We start from the raw sequence: 22093 nt of genomic DNA on the forward strand, positions 1-22093 counted from the left end.
ATTTAAATAATTTACATTCTAATTTTCACTGCATTAGCATGAGCATCTAAAGACTCTGCTTCTGCCATTTCAATAATTGTTTTTCCGAGGTTTTGAATGCCTTCTTTGGTAATATGCTGAACTGTTATTTTCTTCACGAAGCTATCTAAACTTACGCCAGAATAAGCTCTTGCATAACCATTAGTTGGCAAAGTATGGTTTGTACCTGAGGCATAATCACCAGCAGATTCTGGTGTGTAATTTCCTAAGAAAATTGAACCTGCTTGATAAATTTTTTCTGATACTTCTTCCGCATTTTCTATTGATAGAATCAAGTGTTCAGCAGCGTAATCATTCAAAAGTGCTAAAGCTATTTCCTGATTTTCTACCAAAATAGCTTGACTATTTTCAAGGGCTTTTGAAGCAAAATCTGCTCTTGGCAAAACAGCTAATTGTTTAGTAAGCTCTTCGTTTACTGCTTCAATTATTTTTTCCGAAGTTGAAACCAATAATACTTGCGAGTCAACACCATGCTCTGCTTGTGATAATAAATCTGCTGCCACAAAAGCTGGATTGGCAGAATCATCCGCATAAACGGCTACTTCCGAAGGTCCAGCAGGCATATCAATCGCAATTCCTTCTTTATTGACCAACATTTTGGCAGCAGTAACATATTGGTTTCCTGGACCAAAAATTTTATATACTTGTGGAACAGTTTCTGTGCCATAAGCCATCGCTGCAATGGCTTGCGCACCGCCAATTCTATAAACTTTAGTAATTCCACAAAGTGAAGCTGCATACAGAATTGCTGGATGGTTTGATGGCGTACACAAAACAATTTCTCTACAACCTGCAATTTGTGCTGGAATGCCCAACATTAATACAGTTGAAAATAAAGGTGCTGTGCCACCCGGAATATATACCCCAACTTTATCAATTCCGACAGTCTTGCGCCAGCAAGTAACACCCGCCATCGTTTCAATCTTTTCAGGAGTACTCTTTTGAGCTTCATGAAATTTATGAATGTTCTTGTAAGCTTGATGAATCGCTTGCTTCAAATCATCAGAAAGCAATGAGGCTGCCTTTTCAATTTCTGTAGAAGGCATTTCAATAGATTCTAAATGGACTTTATCGAAGATCAAAGCAAAATCACGAAGGGCGATATCGCCTTCTGTTTTTACTCTGTACAAGATGGGTGCTACACGCTGTTCAATCACAGCAATATCCTGTGTAGGGCGTGTCAATAAGGCTTGATAATCGGATTGTTTGGGATATTTTATAATTTTCATAGAAACTAATAAATCATTTTTTCAATTGGCATTACTAAAATACCTTCAGCGCCTGCTTCACGTAGTTTTTCGATATTTTGCCAAAAGTCATTTTCGTTAATTACTGAACTCATCGCCGACCAGCCTTCTTGCGCCAAAGGAATTACAGATGGTGATTGCATTCCCGGCAATAATTTGCTGATTGCTTGAATGTTTTCATTTTTTGTGTTCAATACAACATACTTATTGTTTTTTGCTCTTTGGACAGCATCAATTCTAAACAAAATCTGATTAAGAATATCTTGTTTTTCAGCTGACATGGTTGGACAACCAATCATAATCGCTTCCGAACGGAAAATTACTTCTACTTCTTTCAGACCGTTGCTCAATAAAGTACCGCCAGACGAAACAATATCACAAACAGCATGAGCTAAACCAATACTTGGTGCAATTTCAACTGAACCAGAAATTTCATGAATATGAGAAGTAACGCCATTATCCTTTAGGTAATTTCCTAAAATGATTGGATATGAAGTAGCAATGTCTTTTCCTTGCAAATCTTCAATGCCATTATAAACATCACTTCTTGGAATAGCAATTGATAAACGGCATTTTGAAAAGCCCAACAATTTCACTTCTGAAACGTTTTTATTGCTTTCCACATGAACATTTTGTCCGACAATACCAATATCCGCAACGCCATCTTCTACATAGCCGGGGATATCGTCGTCTCTAAGAAACAAAAATTCTGCTGGGAAGTTTGAAGAAGTTGCTTTTAACTTTCCTGCTCCATTATCAAACTTGATTCCGCATTCCTTAAAAAGATTGAGGGAATCCTCACTTAAGCGTCCAGATTTCTGAACGGCAATTCTTAAATTTTGAGTCACTTGTCAGTTATTTATAGTCCACAATACTAACATTTCCTAAAAATGATTAATTACGATTGTTTTTGTCTAATTAGGTAAATTGTTAGCGGACTGCAAAATTACGCAATCCAATTTAGGTTTTGACGGCTTTTATGTAAATTGTCAATAAATCCTTGATATTTCCTTAATCAACAAAATCAATTATGAAAAAACTTTTCTTGTGGCTACTTCTAATACCTGTTTGTAGTTATGCCCAAAAAACGGAATCTCCTTATCCATTTTCAGTCGCTCAAGACAGCGCTTACATTCGTGAAAACTATCAGAAAATGGAGTTTATGGTTCAAATGCGTGACGGAATCAAGCTTTTTACACAAGTTTACGCCCCGAAAGACCAAAGTAAAAAGTATCCCATCTTAATGCAAAGAACGCCTTATACTTGCTCGCCGTATGGAACGGATAAATACAAAAAGAGAATTGGCCCAAACCCGTTTATGTTGAGAAGTAATTACATCGTTGTTTACCAAGATGTAAGAGGAAGATGGGCTTCGGAAGGAAAATTCGTAGAAATGACGCCTCATCTTGATATAAAGAAAGCTAAAACTGATATTGACGAATCTACAGATACTTATGATACGATTGATTGGCTGACAAAAAACATCAATAACAATAGTGGGAAAGTGGGTCAATGGGGAATTTCGTATCCTGGCTTTTTTACTTCTGCTGGTGCCGTGTCAGAACATCCAGCCCTGAAAGCTTCTTCACCACAAGCACCAATGGCAGACCTTTGGCGAGATGATGCTTTTCATAACGGAGCATTTATGATTGCAGCCAATTTTGGTTTTTATAATTTCTTTCAGGAACAAACCAAACCAACAATTACTCGTCCGCCAGCATATTTTGAAAACAATAACCCTGATGGATATGATTTTTATTTGAACGAAGTAAAAACAACCAAAAATTCAGAAGACGGTTTTTATAAAGGAAGAAACGTTTATTATCATGACAATTTTGAACATCCAAGTTATGATGAACATTGGAAGAAAAGAAATATTTTGCCACACTTAAAAGGCATTAAACACGCTGTGATGGTAGTTGGTGGCTGGTATGACGAACAAGATTTATATGGAACGTTCAATACTTATAAAGCTATCGAAAAACAGAATCCTAACATCAAAAATATTTTTGTAGTTGGTCCTTGGGTTCATGGAGGTTGGGCTGGTTCGTCTGGACAAATGCTTGCTGATGTAGATTTTGGCTCAAAAGTATCACCATATTATCAAGAAAATATTGAAGCTAAATTTTTTCACCATTATTTAATTGATGATTCAAAACCACTCGATTTACCAGAAGCAACTCTTTTTGAAACTGGAACAAACAAATGGCGTTCATTTGATACTTATCCAGCAAAAGGTACACAAGAGAAAAATTTATATTTTCATTCAAATGGTAAATTATCGTTTACTGCACCAACAAACGAAAAATCGTTCTCTGATTATGTTTCAGACCCAAATCGACCAGTTCCTTTTTCTTCTAAAATCAATGATGGGTTTTCGGCAGATTATATGGTTGAAGACCAACGATTTGCTTATACTCGTCCAGATGTTTTGTCGTTTTCAACAGATGTTTTAGAAAAAGACCTCACACTGTCTGGAGAAATAAAAGCGATGTTAAAAGTGGCGACTTCTGGAACGGATGCAGATTGGGTGGTGAAAGTAATTGATGTTTATCCAGCCGACGCTCCAGAACATCCTAAAAGACCTGGAGTAATTTATGGAAATTATCAGCAATTGGTACGTTCTGAAATTTTCAGAGGAAAATATCGTGATGATATTTCAAAGCCAAAACCTTTTGTGCCTAATCAAGTAACAAGTTTAAATGTGGAATTACAAGATGTTTTACACACATTTAAGAAAGGGCATAAGATGATGGTGCAAATTCAGAGTTCGTGCTTTCCTTTTGCCGACAGAAATCCGCAAAAGTTTATGGATATTTTTAAAGCTGAAGAAAAGGATTATCAAAAAGCTACTCAGAAAGTTTACCATCAAAAATCAGCAGCAAGTTATTTAAAAGTGGGAATTTTGGAGTAATTTTTAAAACTTCAAATAAGTATAAGTACTCAAAGTAAAAAGCCGTAGTATTCCTGAAATACTACGGCTTTTTATTGGTAAGGACTGAAAACAAAAAAAGCAGACTTACAAAGACTGCTTTTTTGAATTACACTTCATCAACAAACTAAAAACCAAATAAAACTACTTGATATCTTGTAGTCAATCTGATAATTTGAGAATAAAGGTAATAATAAAATTGTGCTTTGACAAAAATTTATCCTCAAAATATATCAAATAATTGGCTGTAGGAGAAGGATTCGAACCTCCACGGTGTGATTAGGTAAAGTACAAAGTCTGGTGGTCAACCCCAGTCCATCTTGCGATGGGCATTACACTTACTTTATTTCATGTTCACCACCCCCGAGACAGGAGGGTACGTCTGCCAAATTTCATCACCCTACAGTGTGGTTGTCTTCGTTTCTTTTAACTTGACAATGCAAAGTTAGCTCGTCATTTATTCTTTTGCAAATTTTACATAAAAAAAACTTAAAATTTACATTATATTCAATTCCGAAGTGGATTTATTTAAAATTTGTTAATAATTTCTTTTCAAAAGTGTTGTTTTTTGTAAAATTTTAAATTTTATTTGAGTCAAAATACTTATGATATGGAAAAGAATGTCGAAATCGACGAAACTGATTTGAAAATTTTAGGACTTTTAATGCAAGATGCCACCATGCCTTACACAGAAATTGGTAAAAAAATCAATGTTTCAGGCGGAACTGTCCATGTAAGAATGGGAAAAATGGAGCAAGCTGGAATTGTTAAAGGTTCACAATTGGTGATAGACCATACTAAATTGGGTTGGGACATAGCTGCCTTTTTGGGAATTTATTTAGATAAAAGCTCGCTTTATGCTGAAGTTGCCGAACAACTTATCAAAATTCCAGAAGTAGTAAGTATTAATTATACGACAGGTATTTATTCAATTTTTGCAAAAATTGTTTGTCGTGATACTGTTCATTTAAGAGAAGTGCTTCACGATAAAATTCAAAAAGTACAGGGCATTCAAAGAACTGAAACATTTATTTCTTTAGAAGAAAGTATAAATCGTTCAGTACCTTTTGGCTATAAAGGTTAATAATTTTAGCACTTTCTGGGTAGCCTTTTTAGAAAAAATCTAAACAGGCGAACTATTCTTCGTTTTTTTGGCTTATTTTTGTAGGATAATTACTACCTAAAGCAATGGCAAAAGAAGAAATTGATATATTAGAGGAAGTTACCTCCTCGGAGTACAAATATGGTTTTCAAAGTCACTTCGAAACTGACGAAGTGCCAGCAGGTTTGAGTGAAGACGTAATCAGATTGATTTCAACAAAGAAAAACGAACCAGCATGGATGCTTGATTTAAGACTAAGTGCTTACCGTACTTGGTTGACAATGGAAGAACCGAAATGGTCAAACGTTCATTACAAACCAGTTGACTATCAGTCTGTTAAATATTATTCTGCTCCAAAACAAGCAAAAGTTTTGGAATCATTAGATGATATTGACCCAGAATTACGTGCTACTTTTGAGAAATTAGGTATTTCATTAAACGAACAAAAACGTTTATCAAATGTTGCTGTTGATGCCGTTATTGACTCTGTTTCGGTAGCAACTACTTTTAAGGCAGATTTAGCGAAAAGAGGAATCATCTTCTGCTCGATGTCGGAAGCAATTCAAGATCATCCGGAATTAATCAAAAAATATTTAGGTTCAGTTGTGCCAGTAAAAGATAACTTCTTTTCAGCTCTCAATGCCGCAGTATTTACTGATGGTTCTTTCTGCTATATTCCAAAAGGTGTTCGTTGCCCGATGGAACTTTCAACCTACTTCCGTATTAATGCCGCAGGAACTGGACAATTCGAACGTACTTTGATTGTTGCAGATGAAGGTTCTTATGTTAGTTATTTAGAAGGTTGTACAGCTCCTCAGCGTGATGAAAATCAATTGCACGCAGCGGTAGTTGAAATTGTTGCTCATGAAAATGCTGAAGTAAAATACTCAACTGTACAAAACTGGTATCCTGGCGATAAAGAAGGAAAAGGTGGAATTTATAACTTCGTAACAAAACGTGGTATTTGTGAGGGAGCAAATTCTAAAATTTCTTGGACCCAGGTAGAAACAGGTTCGGCGATTACGTGGAAATATCCTTCTGTTATTTTAAAAGGAGATAATTCTATCGGTGAATTTTATTCAGTTGCTGTTACAAATAATATGCAACAAGCTGATACTGGTACAAAAATGATTCACATTGGTAAGAATACTAAATCAAGAATTGTTTCTAAAGGTATTTCAGCAGGTAAATCTCACAATTCATATCGTGGATTAGTAGAAGTAATGAAACGTGCAGATAATGCTCGTAACTTTTCTCAATGTGATTCTCTTTTAATGGGCGACCGTTGTGGAGCGCATACTTTCCCATATATTGAAGTAAAAAATAAAACGGCTACTGTAGAACACGAGGCAACGACTTCTAAAATCGGAGAAGACCAATTGTTCTATTGTAACCAACGTGGTATTTCTACTGAAGCAGCCGTTGCTTTGATTGTAAACGGTTATGCTAAAGAAGTATTGAACCAATTGCCAATGGAATTTGCTGTTGAAGCTCAAAAACTGCTAGCAGTATCATTAGAGGGTTCAGTTGGATAGATTCAAAATTGGATTTTATAATTCATCAAAAGGCTACTATGAAAATGGTAGCCTTTTCTATTTTCTGTCTTTCATAATAGGATTTACTTAAATTCAGTAAGGCTCTACAAAAAGGATTAGGTTATTTTTCGCTTTTAATTATCTTTGTTAAGTATCAACATTCATCAATAATCCTTCTTATTTATATGAAACTATTTTTGTTAAGTATTTTCCATGTCCTTACTTTATCAAAAACGCCCGATTCTCTTGACAATAAAGCTAAACAAGTACAATTTCAAAAATATGTAGAAGGCTTAGCCAATACTCCTTTTATGGCTAATGGAATGATGGGCATCAGTATTAAATCAGTAACAACGAATAAAGTATTGGTGAGCCATAATGCTCAAAAAAGCCTCGCTCCTGCTTCAACTTTAAAATTGATTTCCTCCGCAACGGCATTATCGACCTTAGGAGAAAATTATACTTATACAACCCAATTAAATTACAGTGGACAAATTGCGGATTCTGTATTAACTGGAGATATTATCATCAAAGGCTCAGGTGACCCTTCGCTGGGTTCTTGGCGTATCGAAAAACAAATGGATTATAAAACTTTGTTTGATACTTGGACACAAAAAATTAAGATTTTGGGCATCAAGGAAATCAAAGGAAGAGTATTTGCGGATGCTAGTCTATTTGAAGAAAATGTTTTGCCTGATACTTGGATTTGGACAGATATGGGAAACTATTACGGAGCAGGTGCTTATGGTTTAAACATTCATGAAAACCTGTATTATGCCGTTTTTAAACCTTCACAATATTTAGGTGAAGCTACATTGGTAAAAACAATTCCAGACCTCCCCTATTATCAAAAAATCAATAAAGTATTAACAGACAAGCCTAAAACTGGCGACCAAGTAAATATTTATAGTACACCTTATCAAGATATTTTAGTGATGCAGGGTTTTGTACCTGCTGGCGATACTTTTGCGGTAAAAGGTTCTATTCCAGACCCAGCTTTATTTGCGGCTTATTCCTTACAAAAGAAATTAGAAGAAATTGGCATCAAAGTACAAGATAATCCACTGTCGTCTTTGGAAGTAAGTAAAAAGAAAATGACCTATCAAAAACCTTTGCAAACCATGAATATCGCTGTATATACTTCGCCTCCGCTTGGAGAACTTTCAAAAGCTTGTAATTACCAGAGTATCAACCTTTATGCCGAAGCTTTTCTGAAAACATTTTCGGCAATTTCATCTTTTGGAAATTCTACTAAAGATGCTATAAAAGGTTTGAAACAAATTTGGCAAAGTAAAGGGGTTAATCTATCAGGTTTTAATATCAAAGATGGTAGTGGACTTTCACCTTCTAATGGCATTACGGCAGATAATATGACGGATATTTTAAAAGCGATGTACTCTGAAAAATCATTCAAAGCATTTTATGAATCAATACCAGTAGTTGGTGAATCTGGAACGGTGGCACATTTGGGAAAGAAATCAAAAGCGGTTGGGAATGTCAGAGCGAAAAGTGGTTCTATTGAAGGAGTAAGAGCTTATGCTGGATACTTTACTGCTAAAAATGGAGAATTGATGTGTTTCTCTTTTATGCTGAATAAATATAATTCAGATTTTGGTTCAGCTACGAAAGAACTAGAAAAATTGATAACAATGATGGTGGAGTTGTGAAGGTTTAGTTGTGAGTTAGTGAATTGTGATTGAGTGAATAGAGTAAAGAAATAAAGTTACTGGTATTAGATTTAATGAAAATCTGTTATCAATTAATTGCTAGTCCGAACGGATAACAATTAACTGATAACGGATTTTTTAATGAAATGCTTAGTCTAACTTCAAAACAGCCATAAATGCTTCTTGCGGAATTTCTACATTTCCTACTTGACGCATTCTCTTTTTACCTTTTTTCTGTTTCTCTAATAATTTTCTTTTACGAGAAATATCACCACCATAACATTTTGCAGTTACGTCTTTTCTTAAAGCTTTAACGGTTTCACGAGCAATGATTTTTTGTCCGATTGCCGCTTGAATAGCAATATCAAATTGTTGTCTTGGTAATAATTCACGTAACTTTTCACAAAGACGTTTTCCCCATTCATAAGCTTTGTCACGGTGAACGATTGCTGAAAGTGCATCTACTTTTTCACCATTCAACATCACATCCAACTTCACCATTTCTCCTTCTTGATAGCCTTTGTATTCATAATCCAAAGACGCATAACCACGAGAAATCGTTTTTAATTTATCGAAGAAATCGAATACTACTTCTGAAAGTGGTAAATCGAATTGTAATTCAACTCTATCTGAAGTTAAATAAATTTGGTTTGAAAGTACTCCACGTTTATCCAAACACAATTTCATAATTCCTCCTACATAATCAGATTTAGTAATGATTTGTGCTTTGATAATTGGTTCTTCAACGTGGTCAATCAAGTTCGGTTCAGGTAATTCAGACGGAGCAGAAACCCAAAGTTCTTCGCCATTTGTTAATTTAACATTGAATTTCACCGAAGGAACAGTTGTAATTACCGTCATGTTAAATTCACGTTCCAAACGTTCTTGAACGATTTCCATGTGTAGCATTCCTAAGAAACCACAACGGAAACCAAAACCTAATGCCATTGATGTTTCAGGTTCCCAAACAAGTGAAGCATCATTCAATTGGAGTTTCCCCATTGCATCACGCAAATCTTCAAATTCAGTCGTTTCAACAGGATAAATACCTGCAAAAACCATTGGTTTTACTTCTTCAAAACCATGAATAGATTCTTTACAAGGACGGTCACGGTGCGTAATCGTATCACCAACTTTTACTTCTTTGGCTTCTTTAATACCCGAAATCAAATAACCTACGTCGCCCGCTTTGATGGATAATCTTGGTTCTTTTTCTAAACGTAAAGTACCGATTTCATCTGCAAAGTATTCTTTACCCGTTGCAATGAATTTTACTTTGTCTCCTTTTTTGATTTCTCCGTTGAATACTCTAAACATTACTTCGATACCACGGTATGAATTAAATTCAGAGTCAAAAATTAAAGCTTGTAATTCAGCGGCAGGGTCACCTTTCGGAGCAGGGATTCTTTCAACAACGGCAATCAAAATATCTTCTATACCAATGCCTTCTTTACCAGAAGCATGGATGATAGAATCACGATCACAACCTAATAAATCAACGATTTGATCTTTTACTTCCTCTGGCATTGCACCCGGAAGGTCAATTTTATTTAATACAGGAATAATTTCTAGGTCATGCCCCAAAGCCAAGAAAAGGTTTGAGATAGTTTGTGCTTCAATTCCTTGAGCTGCATCTACAATCAACAAAGCACCTTCACAAGCAGCAATTGAGCGTGAAACTTCATAAGAAAAATCCACGTGACCCGGCGTATCAATCAAATTGAATACATATTCTTCTCCTTTATAAGGGAAATTCATTTGTATTGCATGCGATTTGATAGTGATACCACGCTCACGCTCCAAGTCCATGTCGTCCAATAATTGAGCTTGCATATCCCGTTTTTGAACGGTATTTGTAAATTCAATTAATCGGTCAGCGAGCGTACTCTTTCCGTGGTCAATGTGGGCAATAATACAAAAGTTACGTATGTTTTTCACGTTATTTATTTTACGGTATTGATTTATTTCAAGTTGCTGTATAACTTACCAGCTCTAATACAGGATTTACTTATACTTTTTACAAAATTACGTCCTTAACTTTGAAAAAGATAATAAGTAATTAGAAAAGAGATAAGAATAAAGGTCGATATGGCTAATTTTTATCTAAACTAAACAAAATTCATTTAAACTTCATTACCGCCATGAAATTAACCCCTGAAGTTTACCCCATCGTTGAGTACCTGAGCAAATTCGTGGTACTTTCTGAAAGGGAGGTAAAATCATTCGTTAGTAAGTTACAATACAAAACCTGCAAGAAAGGAGATATTCTGCTAAAAGAAGGTGATGTTTGTAATGAAATTTATTTTATTCTACAAGGTACACTGAGAGCTTATACCAAAGTAGATGGAGAACAAAATAGAACCTTCAACTTCGCCTTTGATGGAACTATCTTCACAGAACAAGTAAGCTTTGCTTCTCAACAACCTTCTACTGATTATTTAGATGCTCTTGAAGATTGTAAGTTATTGTACATCACACACGAGCGTTTACAATGGCTTTTCGACAAATTCCACGGTTGGGAAAGAGCAGGGAGACTCATTAATCAATTTTATTTTTGCGAAGAAAGAAACAGAGTACGTTCTTTTATGCTCGATGACGCCACATTGCGCTACCAGAAATTACTGATTGAATTTCCAGCAGTTGAAAAGAAAATTCCTCAACATATTATTGCTTCCTACCTCAACATTACGCCACAATCGTTGAGTAGATTGAAGAAAGGACTTTAGGAATGATGAGTTTTGAATGATGAATTATGTATTGTATGTTGAGTGGTTAATCAATTTAACGATTCACAAAAGTCTATTTTGAATAAAACAGCTTATTTGAAAGCTACAATTTATTCATAATTCATCATTCAAAACTCATAATTACTCAATCACCCATTGCATCATCAAACCCGTAAGGTATCCGCAATAAGTACCGAGTGCGTAGCCTAGAATGGCTAATAATACTCCTACTGAAGCCAATGAAGGATGAAATGCTGCGGCCACAACCGAGGCAGATGCTGCTCCGCCAACATTTGCCTGTGACCCAACAGCTGTAAAAAAGTAAGGCGCTTTGGTCAGATATGCCGCAACTAAAGTAAAGCTGGCATGAAATAACATCCAAATGATGCCTACTAAAAAAAGTTGAGGTTTTTCTAAAGCGGCAAAAATGTCCATTTTCATTCCAATCGTTGCAATAAGAATAAACAGAAATATTGAACCAAATTTTGATGCACCAACATCTTCAATTTGCTTTGCTTTGGTCTGTGAGAGTATTAAACCAAAAATAGTTACTAATGAAATCACCCAAAAAGAGGAAGATGTAAGACTAAACTTTTTGAGATTTGGATAATTGTTTTCGATAAAAGGCACAATCATATCTGAACAAGCATGAGCGATGGCTGTTACGCCAAAACCGATAAAGAGAATCTTTAAAAGATCTTCTACATTTGGGTTTCTTGCATTTTCTTTGGCTCTTTTTTCAATTTTCTGGCGGACTTCATCAACTGCTCTGGTGTCTGCTCGAAACAATTTATCAATTTTTGTGGCATGACCCACGCCATACAATAATAAAGCCAACCAAAGCTCTGCGGTAAGTACATCAATGGCGATGGCTTGAGAAAAAACCTCTGGAGCAGGATTAAATACTTCTCTTAAAGCCGTCTGATTCGCACTTCCACCAATCCAACTACCTGCGATGGTTGCTAAACCTCGCCAAGTTTCTCCCGAAACTGTTTCTGGACTAATCATTTTCACAATCCAAAGCGATGCAGGGCCACCAACCATTACGCCCAAAGCTCCTGCTAAGAAAACAATGATGGCTTTTCCGCCTAATTGCTTCAATGCTTGAAAATCAATATTAATGGTAAAGTACAAAAGACAAGCTGGCAATAAGTATTTAGAGGCTACATCGTACAATTTAGAATTTTCGCCATCTACAATATGAAAGGCATTTAATAAACCGGGAACGAAGTAACAAACTAAAATACTTGGAAAGAATGTATAAAAACGTTTCCAAAAACGATTCTCTAATGAAGATGTATAAAAGGTAAAATAGATGATACCAAGTAGTATTCCGAAGATAATGGCATCGTTTGTAATAAATGTTTGTTGCATGATGAGGGATTATGATAAACAAATTTACAGGCTTTTTGTAATTTGCAATAAGATTTAGATGTAAAGAGACAAGAAGCAAGAGACAAGAAGCAAGATTTGAGATAAAAGCAGCAAGAGGAAGGAAACAAGGCATTAGCAAAAGGCTTTTCTTTGCCGTAGTTTGTGTCTCACAAACTATTAAAGATTATTCAGCGGAGATAAGAGAACTGCATTTGAAATTCTATTTTAAAGCATCTCTTGTTTCTCTTGCCGTGGTTTGTGTCTCACAAACCACCAGTCGAGATGTTTAGTGGAGACACTGAACCTGACATTTGACATGATTTTGATAAAAGTGACAAGCACTAAGCAAAAGATAGAGTGTCTGTCACTTCTTTTGAAATGCTATTCTAAACCTTTTTCTCTTGTGTCTTTTGTCTTGCCTCTTTCATCTAAATAAATCCGAAACCCGAAATCAAAAAAATGCAAAGCCCGAAATTCAAAATATATTCTTCCTCTGCTGGTTCTGGGAAAACCTATACTTTGGCGAAAGAGTACATCAAATTAGCCCTTAAAACTACTTCTCCTTTTTATTTCAACCATATTTTGGCAGTGACTTTTACGAATAAAGCCGCTGGTGAAATGAAAGAAAGAATCTTGAAATACTTGCATCAATTTGCTTCTGAAGATTTGCAAGACCGGAAAGAATCGGAAGGAATCTTAAAGCAAATTTTGGAGGAATTACAAGAAGAAGGGATTGAAATTGATGAAGAAGAGTTGCGTGCAAGAGCGTCTAAAACCTTTAAACATATCATTCATGAATATGCCAATTTCTCTGTTTCTACGATAGATTCGTTTGTTCAGAAAATCGTTTCTGCTTTTACAGAGGAATTAGATTTTCCTTTCAATTTTGAAGTAAGCCTTGATTCTGAAGTACTCTTGGATGCCGCAGTTGAGCAATTATTACAGAAAGTAAATACAGAGCATTTCGAGCAAATTACTTTAGCCATCAAAAGTTTTGCGATGGAAAAAGCAGATGAAGGAAAATCTTGGAATGGTTTGGCTGGAGAATTGTCTGTTTTCGGAAAAAGCCTTTTATCTGACCAACATCAAGAAGCTATCGACAATATTGCGGATTTAGAAGCAGAAGATTTTCTCCAAATTGAAGGACAAACAAAGGCTTATTGCGAATATTTGGAAACTAAAATCAAAACTATCTCACAAGTAGCTTTAGAAAGTATAGATTCTGCGGGTTTAACGATTGGGGATTTCTTCCAAAGTCGTTCGGGTGTGGGAGCTTATTTCTTGAAATTGCAAAATGATGTTTTTGCTTCGCCAAATTCTTATGTGATGAAAGCCGTAGAGGAAAATCACTGGTATTCAAAAACACAAAAAGGTGGAATTAAGGCAGCAATTGATGGTATTTCAGACGAATTAAGTAGTTATTTAAGTAATATTTTTTCTATTCAGGACAACGAAAAATCAAAATATATACTCTTCAAAGAGATTCTTAAACAGACCAAGAAATTAGCTTTGTTGAGTCAGCTAAAAAAGGAAATTGCTGCCATTCAAAATGAAAGCGGGCAAATTCATATTTCAGAATTTAACCGTAAAATCTTTGAAATTGTGATGAAAGAACCCATTCCGTTTGTCTATGAACGTTTGGGAGAAAAATATAATCATATTCTGATTGATGAATTTCAAGATACTTCTACGCTTCAATGGCATAATTTCTTGCCTTTGGTAGAAAACGCTTTAGCAAACGGACATTTCAATTTGGCGGTTGGAGATGCCAAACAATCTATTTACCGTTTCAGAGGCGGAGAAATGGAATTGATTGTGCATTTACACAAAGACAATTTAGAAAGATTGGTGGAAGGCAACGAAGAAAATGATTTCTTGATAGAAAGATACGCCAGCATTCGTCCATACTTAAAGCCCGAAAACCTGAGTACCAATTACAGAAGTACCAAAGAGGTAATTACTTTCAATAACGATTTGTTTGGTTTTATAAAAGATTCTGCCGAAAACGAAAGCATTGCTACTAGCCTTCCTTTTGTTTATGATGAATTATTTGCGCAACAAGTACCGCCAAAACCAAAAGAAGGCGGTCATGTAGAAATTGATTTTTTACAGGGAGAAGTAGAGGATGAAATCATGTTCGAACGAATAATTACATTAATTGATGAGGCACGTGAAGCGGGCTATAATTATGCCGACATTGCTATTTTATGTAGAAAAAATAAGCATGGCAGAATCATCGCTAATGCTTTGAAAGATGCTAATATTGATGTTGTTTCTTCAGATTCTCTAAATTTGAGTGCTTCAGATGCCGTTAATTTGGTGATTTCTTTGATGAAAGTCGTGCAAAATCCAGAAAATACTTTATCGAAGTATGAAGCCATTTATTTATTTTACCGAGTAGTTTTACATAGAATCCCTGATACACAAGATAATCACTTTATCAAAAAAGCCATCGAGTCTGGTGATATAGCTTTGTTTTATGAATTGATAGAAGACGAAGGCTACGCTTTAGCATCTTTTGATTTACAGCAAATGGCTTTGTATGAAATCGCCGAGAAGATTATCAATACTTTCTTTCTTTTTGAACATCACAAAGAATTAGATTTCCTCTTTCGCTTTTTGGATGTTATCCTCGAATTTCAGACCAAGAAGAGCACACATCTTACCGATTTCTTGCAATATTGGGAAGCTAAAAAGGAATTACTTTCTATCTCTACGCCCGAAGGACAAGAGGCTGTAAATGTAATGAGTATTCACAAATCTAAAGGCTTGGAATTTCCTGTGGTTATTATTCCTTATTGTCATTGGACGACCGACACCAGTTTAAGAACAGAAATTTGGGCTGATTTACCGGTTGAAAACGAATTAATAATTGCGAATGAATCATCTGAAAAAGCTGACAAAATCCTAAAAAATGCACCGCTTAGAGTAACAAAATCTTTGGAGCAAACGGCAGTCGTAAATCAATACAAAGAAGAAAAGGAAAAGACTTTTTTAGAAAGTTTGAATATGCTCTATGTAGGACTTACTCGCCCCACAGATAGGTTGTATTTGATAGTTAAGAAAAATATCAAAGATTTTAACAAAACAGTTGGCAATCAATTGTATCAATTTGTCAATTGTCCACCGATTGAAGAAGACGAAAATCATTTTGAAGTCATCTATCAAGGCGAAGCCAAAAAGCAAAAAGATAAGAAAGAAAAAGTAAAGGATTTAATAGAAATCAGTGCCATAACCAGTTTTGAAAGAAGCAATAAAGTAAAACTCAGACAAAGTGCTGAACGCCTTTTTGACCTAAAAACCTTTGAAAAAAGTAAAGATTATGGCAATAAAGTCCATGCCGCTTTTGCGAAAATCAAGACTTATCATGATACTGATTATGCTTTGCAAGAGATTTTACGAGAAGGTTTGATAACAGCTTCTGAAGTAGCAGGCTTAAAGCATACTTTAGAAAATATTATGAGTTTGCCAGCCATCAAACCACTTTTTGAAGTAGCAGAAGAAGCCATTAAAAACGAAAGAGAAATTCTGATGCCCAAAGGCAAGCCCCTTCGCCCAGATAGAGTAGTCAGGTTGAAAGACAAAATCGTGATTTTGGATTATAAAACAGGTTCAAAATCAGATTCGCACAAAACACAAGTGCGACAATACATGAATATCTACAGAGAAATGGGGCACGCTAAAGTAGAAGGGATTTTGGTATATTTAGAAGAAAAAGCAAAAGATGAACAGGTGGTGGAGGTGGATTGATGAGAAGGTTGTGATACCAAGTATATTGAGGTTTAGTATCATAGAATTATAATGAAGTTAATCGCAAGGTTTTTTTGCATGGAAGTTTCCAATCATTAGGATAAAATATAAATAAAAAACTGTAACGGCGAGCCTTTAAGCTCGCCGTTTTTATTGGTCATCAATCTCTTCAAAAGATTATTATCCTATGATATTTTGAACAAAAATTGAGTTTTTACAAAAAACCTTACCGAATAATAAGTTTTTTGACTTTTTATTTGTCATTTTAAATCCAATTAGCTAAGTTTGACTCAACAATCAACAAGCACAATATCTTATTCATTTCCTGATACTTACGAAAACATATAAGATAATTTTAAACAATAGGTGGCACCTTAAACTCCACAAATTACAATCGAACAATAAGTGTTTACAGTCACAAAAAATCAATTACAAGCAAGAAACGATAGCTGACAGTCAAGAAACAAGTAATAACATTTGAGAAACAGTAGCTGATAGTCAAGAAACAGAGAATTACAATTAAGAAACAATAACTGACAGTCAAGAAACAGAGAATTACAATCAAGAAACGATAGCTGATAGTTGAGAAACAGTAGCTGACAGTCAAGAAACAGGTAATGACAATCAAGAAACGGTAGTTGACAGTTGAGAAACAGGTAATGACAATCAAGAAACAGTAGCTGATAATTGAGAAAGACCCAACAGTTGTTCAGAAACACTCAAATACAATCAAGAAAAGAGTGCTACAAAAGGAGAAATAGGCATTTACACAAAGGTTTAAAAAGCACTTAGATTAGTTTATCATAACTACATCAATTTTTAATTTTAATATATCTATATGAACTCTAGACAAGAATCAGAGGTAAACATGTATCGAGGCGTACTATTGTTTTGCCAAAACAATGCAGGAATTGTTTCTACAAACACCGCATTTTCAGAGGCTATTAATGCTTTAACAATTAAAGTGAATGAAATTCAAGACTATTTAGTCAGGGAAATTAAGCACACAACAGGCATATCAGCAGATAAAGCCACTGCCAAAGCAAAGCTTTGTTTGGTAGCTTCTGAAATAGCCAATATAGTATATGCGTATGCAGTTACTATTAACAATAAAGTGTTGATGGATGAGGTGAATTATTCTTTAAGCGATTTAAAGAAACTCAGGGAAAATTTAATTGTCGCAACCGTTACCAATATTTATAACAGTACACAGTCAAACCTCAATGCACTAGGAACCTATGGCATCACAGCCTCCACATTATATGAATTGACCGACGCCATAAACGACTATAACGCTTTATTACCTAAAACTAAAACAACTATCTCTGAAAAATCAAACTATAACGATAACATCATCAAGCTAATCGACGAAACCGATACACTAATCAAAAACAGATTAGACAGATTAGTCGTAGTTTTTAACAAAACACATCCCGATTTAGTGAATACGTATAAGAAAGTACGTCATATCGACGCACCCAATAAAACCGTAACCCAAATCAAAGGAAATGTGATTAACAAGGTAGATGGTAAAGCCATCGAAGGGGCAACTATTAGCCTCATTGGCTCAACAAACGTCACCACGAAAAGCGACAAAGAAGGCAACTTCATTTTCAAGCCCTTAACCTACGGAGATTACCAACTAAGCATCAAAGCCACAGGCTTTAAAGACTATATAGATACTGCTTTTGTGGTGAAAATGGGGAAGGTGAATCGGGTTTTTGTGGGGTTGGAGGGGTAAATGATTACCTACGGTATAGCTAAGATTGAGTCTTTTATGGTAAACAAAAACTACAGCAATCTGTTAATCGGCAATTCTCAAAAGTATTTCTGATTTAAATCGGTAAAAAGCATTAACAAGTCAAAATATAGTGGATATAACCTCCATAAACTAAAAAAACTGAGTATATGGTGATTATATGTTGTTTGTACGATATTTTAAATCAACTTTAAACTAATTTATACGATGGCAAATACAGGGACTTTATCTTTTATTCTCTATGGGATATTTATATTAATCACACTTGTAGCAATGTTTTTCGCCTTTTATTACATAAAAAAAGGAACTATTGAACCTGATAAGCTTGATAAGATGATTGAGCTTTTTAAATATTCAATTGTTACAACCGCTATAGCTACTGTAACCTTAATAGTTGCTGATTTATTTAAAGAAAGAGAGTATGATAAAAACGAAATGATGGCTTTTAATGAATATATTCCTTATGTTATTGATACAACAGGAACTCTAGACAAAAAGATAAACTTTTGTAAGTTTTTTTCCTCCGTAACACCAAAAGGGGAGCTTAAAAATGGATGGATTACTTACACAGCATATTTAGAAAATGAAAAAGGTAAATTGAACATTATCACAGAAAAAAGCAAATCTACATTAAATCAGATTGAAAATAAAGACACTCCTCCTACAAAAGAGGAAATGCAAAATTTAGAATCAGCGGAAATTGAAAAGCAAAAAATTTTGTCAAATCTTAACGCAGTTGAAAATACAATATACTTAGTCATTCTTGGGGCAGATATAAGTCAAGGTGATGCAAAACCTGAACTGGAGTGGGCAACAAAAATTAATTCAAATGCTTCAATTTATAAAAAGGGAAAGTGGTATAGAACAGCAATAGCACTCACAAATTATCAAGACGCAAAAACAACAGCAGACAAAATAAAACGAGAATCTAATGGAAAACGAGATGCTTATGTAGTTTCTCTCAAGACTTGGTGTAATTCAACAGAGTTTTCTTCAATCGAAAATTGTACAATTTGCAATTAAATAGTTTAGATTGTATATCAGATTAAACCATCGCCCTCGCTTGGCGTAGCGTCCCACAAAAAACGATTTTATTAAAACTTTCCCTTTAAAAGAGTAGGTAAAAGTTTGTTACCCTAAAAAAAGAGAACTTAAATTATGATAAACAGAAAGTTTTTTTTCGACCACGTCAAGCTTAACTTATTTGGCGGTTCAATAAATCCTAAACAATTACAAGGCTTAACAGCTATCCTGAATGAGTGGGAAACCAACTACAGTCAATCAGACGAACGTTGGCTTGCCTACATGTTAGCTACAACTCATCATGAAACAGGGCGAACCATGCAGCCAATTGAAGAATGGGGTAAAGGTAAAAACATGATTTACGGTACAAGGGTAAAGATGAATAAAAAACCATATACTGATACCAATGAAATATTTTATGGAAGAGGCTTTGTTCAACTAACGTGGTATGAAAATTACGAACGTGCAGGAAAAGAACTTGGAAAAGACTTTTTGCATAATGCATCAGATGTATTGATATTATCAAATGCAACCCAAATTATGTTTTTAGGAATGATAGAAGGCTGGTTTACGAAAAAAAAGCTTTCAGATTACTTTAATCCCAAAACCGAAGATTGGTTTAATGCCCGTAAAATAATTAATGGTACAGATAAAGCTAATTTAATTAAAGACTATGCTTTAAAATATTATGCAAGCATTAGTCATGTATTGTAGCAAAACCACTAAATAAACCCTTTGTTTTGCGTAGTGTTCCTACATTACACCAAGCGAGGGAGCATTTATATAAGTATAATTCTTATTTCAAAAGTATTTATATCAAATATTATATTCTTTGAGGTATAATCTAAATATGTTGATAGATTCTAAACAGTGTCGAAAAAAATAAATACAAATTCCATGAAAAAAGAAAAAGAAGAACAAAAGAGACTATTTCATCAATGGTACCTATTTGCACTCTCATCTTCTGGGTTTATAGTAATCGTATATATTTTTTTACATATCATTTTTGAGGGTAAAGAAATAAAAGCATTATCTCCAGAACAATTTACAAGTATCAATGCTATTATTAGTAAAACAGATAGTGAAAGTGCTATTAATAAAAAAACAGCAGTTAAGATAGGTATCAAAGATTATCTAAAAGTTAACCTTTTAGTGGGACTCAATGAAGACGAAGAAGCAAGTAAAGTAATAGATTCATTAGTTGATAAAAATTCACTAGAGTATTTAGTGCTTGTCTTGCCCAGCTATCCTTTTGAAGTTAGAAGTTTTTTTTGGATGAAAGGGTTTAAGGCTTATGCGGAATTATTTTTTTGGATTTGGTTTGGAGTTTTATCAAGTGTGTTATACACAGTTGTCAATGCACATAATGTTGGGAAATTTTCCAGTAAACTCATATATGACCATATCGCAAAGCTATTTTATGCTCCTCCAGTAAGTTTTATTCTTTATTTTTCTTCGAATTTACTAATTGGTCAAAACCTTATTTCTTTGGATAAAATCTCAAATAACTCTATTGTGTTCGTATTTATTTTAGGTTTTTTTTCTGGACGAGCCATTGAGCTACTTAACCGTTTGAAAGATGTTATTATTCCTTTGAATGGAGTACAAAACACAAATAATCAAGCAGAGGTATTAAAAGAAGAGATTGCTAACTTATCTGGAAATATTATAATTGGAGACAATACATTAAAGGAGCTATCATTGGAAAATTGCGAAGTTAAGCTAACTAATAAAAATATAGTTTCAAACATATATACGACAAAAACAGATAAAGAAGGTTTTTTTGAATTTACAAATATCCCTGTTGGCATATATCAAATAAGTGCTGATTTACTAGATGATAAAGGGTTTAATATGGGTATGAAACAGCATCTTGTTATTGAAAAAGCAAGTGATTTTGAGAATAAACCGTTGCATCTTGTATTGAATAAACAACCATAGATAAAATGTCATCAATAATTAGACAAAGGTATCCACTATTGGCTGATGAACTCAATTTAGTTTTTGCAAAACTAAAAGGGAAAGAAGGTTTTTGGGGAATAGATTTGGTTGCAGAAAGTCAAGAAATAAAAATAAGAGTTATTGTTTCTGGAAACGACAATAGCAAAACAGAAGAAAATAAGGAAAACTTAGCAAAACTATTAGATTCACAAAAATACATAGTATGGAAGTTAATGCCGATGATCCATTTTAATAAAACAGTAAATTTCCCAAAAGAGAATCCTAATCAATCAAAGGTATTCAGCGTGGTCCAACCCTGTATTAATATTGGTGACGGACACAATAGGGGAACATTAGGGTTAATTTGCATTGATGTTACAACTAATAAAGTCTCCTTATTGACAGCACATCATGTTGTTAGTAATGGGCAGTTTGTTATACAACCTTCTGATAAATCCAATATTGTTTTTGCCATAGCAAGATTTAAAAGATATGACCCAAATGGTGATGCCGCTTTATGTGAATTAATTGTTCCGCAATTGAATCAAATATTTGCTAAAAGGCAGATAGTGAACAATATTATCGCATTTAAAAATGAATTATTCGAAACAAATATTATCATTCAAGATGTAAGATATCCTGTATTAGGAGAAAAAGTCACTAAAATTGGCTTAGCCACTGGTAAAACTGATGCCATCGTTCGGGGAATTGGTATTTACAAACACTCCCAAGACCATATTAGTGAAGGGCAAATTGTTTGGGTTGAAGGGTGCTGGCTTGAACCTGAAGATATTCAAAATAAAAATGATTTAGAAATATCTTTTCAAGGGGATTCAGGTGCAGTGTGGTTTGATAGTAGTCAAAAATTTGGAATAGGATTGCAAATAGCAGGTGATTTTAATGATTCTTCACCTACACAAGAATTTGCTATTGCACAACATCTACCTGACATAATGGAAAATTTACAAATCAAACCTTTCATTTAAACACTTACGGCT

General features: G+C 34.5%; 15 protein-coding genes. 11 read left to right on the forward strand and 4 right to left on the reverse strand.

All coding sequences use genetic code 11. The annotated features are described in order from the left end of the window. Window positions 1-11: 11 nt before the first annotated feature. Complete coding sequence (gene hisD, locus VB798_RS17900; RefSeq protein ID WP_323260822.1) at window positions 12-1268, reverse strand: histidinol dehydrogenase; 1257 nt, start codon at window positions 1266-1268, stop codon at window positions 12-14. Window positions 1269-1273: 5 nt separating this feature from the next. Next, window positions 1274-2134, reverse strand: a complete 861-nt coding sequence (gene hisG, locus VB798_RS17905) for an ATP phosphoribosyltransferase (protein WP_323260823.1) — start codon at window positions 2132-2134, stop codon at window positions 1274-1276. A gap of 182 nt (window positions 2135-2316) precedes the next feature. Here hisG and VB798_RS17910 point away from each other — a divergent pair, with 182 nt between their 5' ends. The 4 genes from VB798_RS17910 (at window position 2317) to dacB (ending at window position 8522) form a co-directional block, all read left to right on the forward strand. Then, complete coding sequence (locus tag VB798_RS17910) at window positions 2317-4200, forward strand: CocE/NonD family hydrolase (RefSeq protein ID WP_323260826.1); 1884 nt, start codon at window positions 2317-2319, stop codon at window positions 4198-4200. A 628-nt stretch (window positions 4201-4828) separates the two neighbouring features. Next, a complete protein-coding gene (locus VB798_RS17915) occupies window positions 4829-5302 on the forward strand; it encodes an Lrp/AsnC ligand binding domain-containing protein (protein WP_323260828.1) in 474 nt (157 codons plus the stop codon). Window positions 5303-5406: 104 nt separating this feature from the next. Further along, complete coding sequence (sufB, locus tag VB798_RS17920) at window positions 5407-6855, forward strand: Fe-S cluster assembly protein SufB (RefSeq protein WP_323260829.1); 1449 nt, start codon at window positions 5407-5409, stop codon at window positions 6853-6855. Between the two features lie 185 nt (window positions 6856-7040). Beyond that, the gene (gene dacB, locus VB798_RS17925; protein WP_323260831.1) at window positions 7041-8522 is read left to right on the forward strand and encodes a D-alanyl-D-alanine carboxypeptidase/D-alanyl-D-alanine endopeptidase; all 1482 of its coding nucleotides are present in this window, start codon (window positions 7041-7043) and stop codon (window positions 8520-8522) included. Between the two features lie 150 nt (window positions 8523-8672). Here the strand turns inward: dacB and lepA are convergent, their stop codons facing one another. Further along, the gene (gene lepA, locus VB798_RS17930) at window positions 8673-10460 is read right to left on the reverse strand and encodes a translation elongation factor 4 (protein WP_323260833.1); all 1788 of its coding nucleotides are present in this window, start codon (window positions 10458-10460) and stop codon (window positions 8673-8675) included. Between the two features lie 203 nt (window positions 10461-10663). Between lepA and VB798_RS17935 the strand changes: the two genes are divergently transcribed. Continuing rightward, window positions 10664-11248, forward strand: a complete 585-nt coding sequence (locus tag VB798_RS17935) for a Crp/Fnr family transcriptional regulator (RefSeq protein ID WP_323260834.1) — start codon at window positions 10664-10666, stop codon at window positions 11246-11248. A 141-nt stretch (window positions 11249-11389) separates the two neighbouring features. On the opposite strand, the gene VB798_RS17940 is transcribed toward VB798_RS17935, so the two are convergent. Next, the gene (locus tag VB798_RS17940; RefSeq protein WP_323260836.1) at window positions 11390-12622 is read right to left on the reverse strand and encodes a DUF819 family protein; all 1233 of its coding nucleotides are present in this window, start codon (window positions 12620-12622) and stop codon (window positions 11390-11392) included. A gap of 459 nt (window positions 12623-13081) precedes the next feature. Here VB798_RS17940 and VB798_RS17945 point away from each other — a divergent pair, with 459 nt between their 5' ends. The 6 genes from VB798_RS17945 to VB798_RS17970 all read left to right on the forward strand — a co-directional run bounded on the left by VB798_RS17945 (window position 13082) and on the right by VB798_RS17970 (window position 22081). Then, on the forward strand, window positions 13082-16372 hold the full coding sequence (locus VB798_RS17945) for a UvrD-helicase domain-containing protein (protein ID WP_323260838.1): 3291 nt from the start codon (window positions 13082-13084) through the stop codon (window positions 16370-16372). Window positions 16373-17210: 838 nt separating this feature from the next. Further along, window positions 17211-18113, forward strand: a complete 903-nt coding sequence (locus VB798_RS17950; protein ID WP_323260840.1) for a carboxypeptidase-like regulatory domain-containing protein — start codon at window positions 17211-17213, stop codon at window positions 18111-18113. A gap of 225 nt (window positions 18114-18338) precedes the next feature. Beyond that, window positions 18339-19154: a hypothetical protein gene (locus VB798_RS17955; RefSeq protein WP_323260842.1), complete on the forward strand. Its 816-nt coding sequence runs from the start codon at window positions 18339-18341 to the stop codon at window positions 19152-19154. A gap of 135 nt (window positions 19155-19289) precedes the next feature. Continuing rightward, a complete protein-coding gene (locus VB798_RS17960) occupies window positions 19290-19868 on the forward strand; it encodes a glycoside hydrolase family 19 protein (protein WP_323260844.1) in 579 nt (192 codons plus the stop codon). 183 nt (window positions 19869-20051) lie between these two features. Next, window positions 20052-21095, forward strand: coding sequence for a carboxypeptidase-like regulatory domain-containing protein (locus VB798_RS17965; RefSeq protein WP_323260846.1), 1044 nt, complete (start codon window positions 20052-20054; stop codon window positions 21093-21095). A 5-nt stretch (window positions 21096-21100) separates the two neighbouring features. After that, on the forward strand, window positions 21101-22081 hold the full coding sequence (locus VB798_RS17970; RefSeq protein WP_323260848.1) for a hypothetical protein: 981 nt from the start codon (window positions 21101-21103) through the stop codon (window positions 22079-22081). The last annotated feature ends 12 nt before the right edge of the window (window positions 22082-22093 follow it).

Source organism: Arcicella lustrica, assembly GCF_034930985.1.
Lineage (GTDB): Bacteria > Bacteroidota > Bacteroidia > Cytophagales > Spirosomataceae > Arcicella > Arcicella lustrica.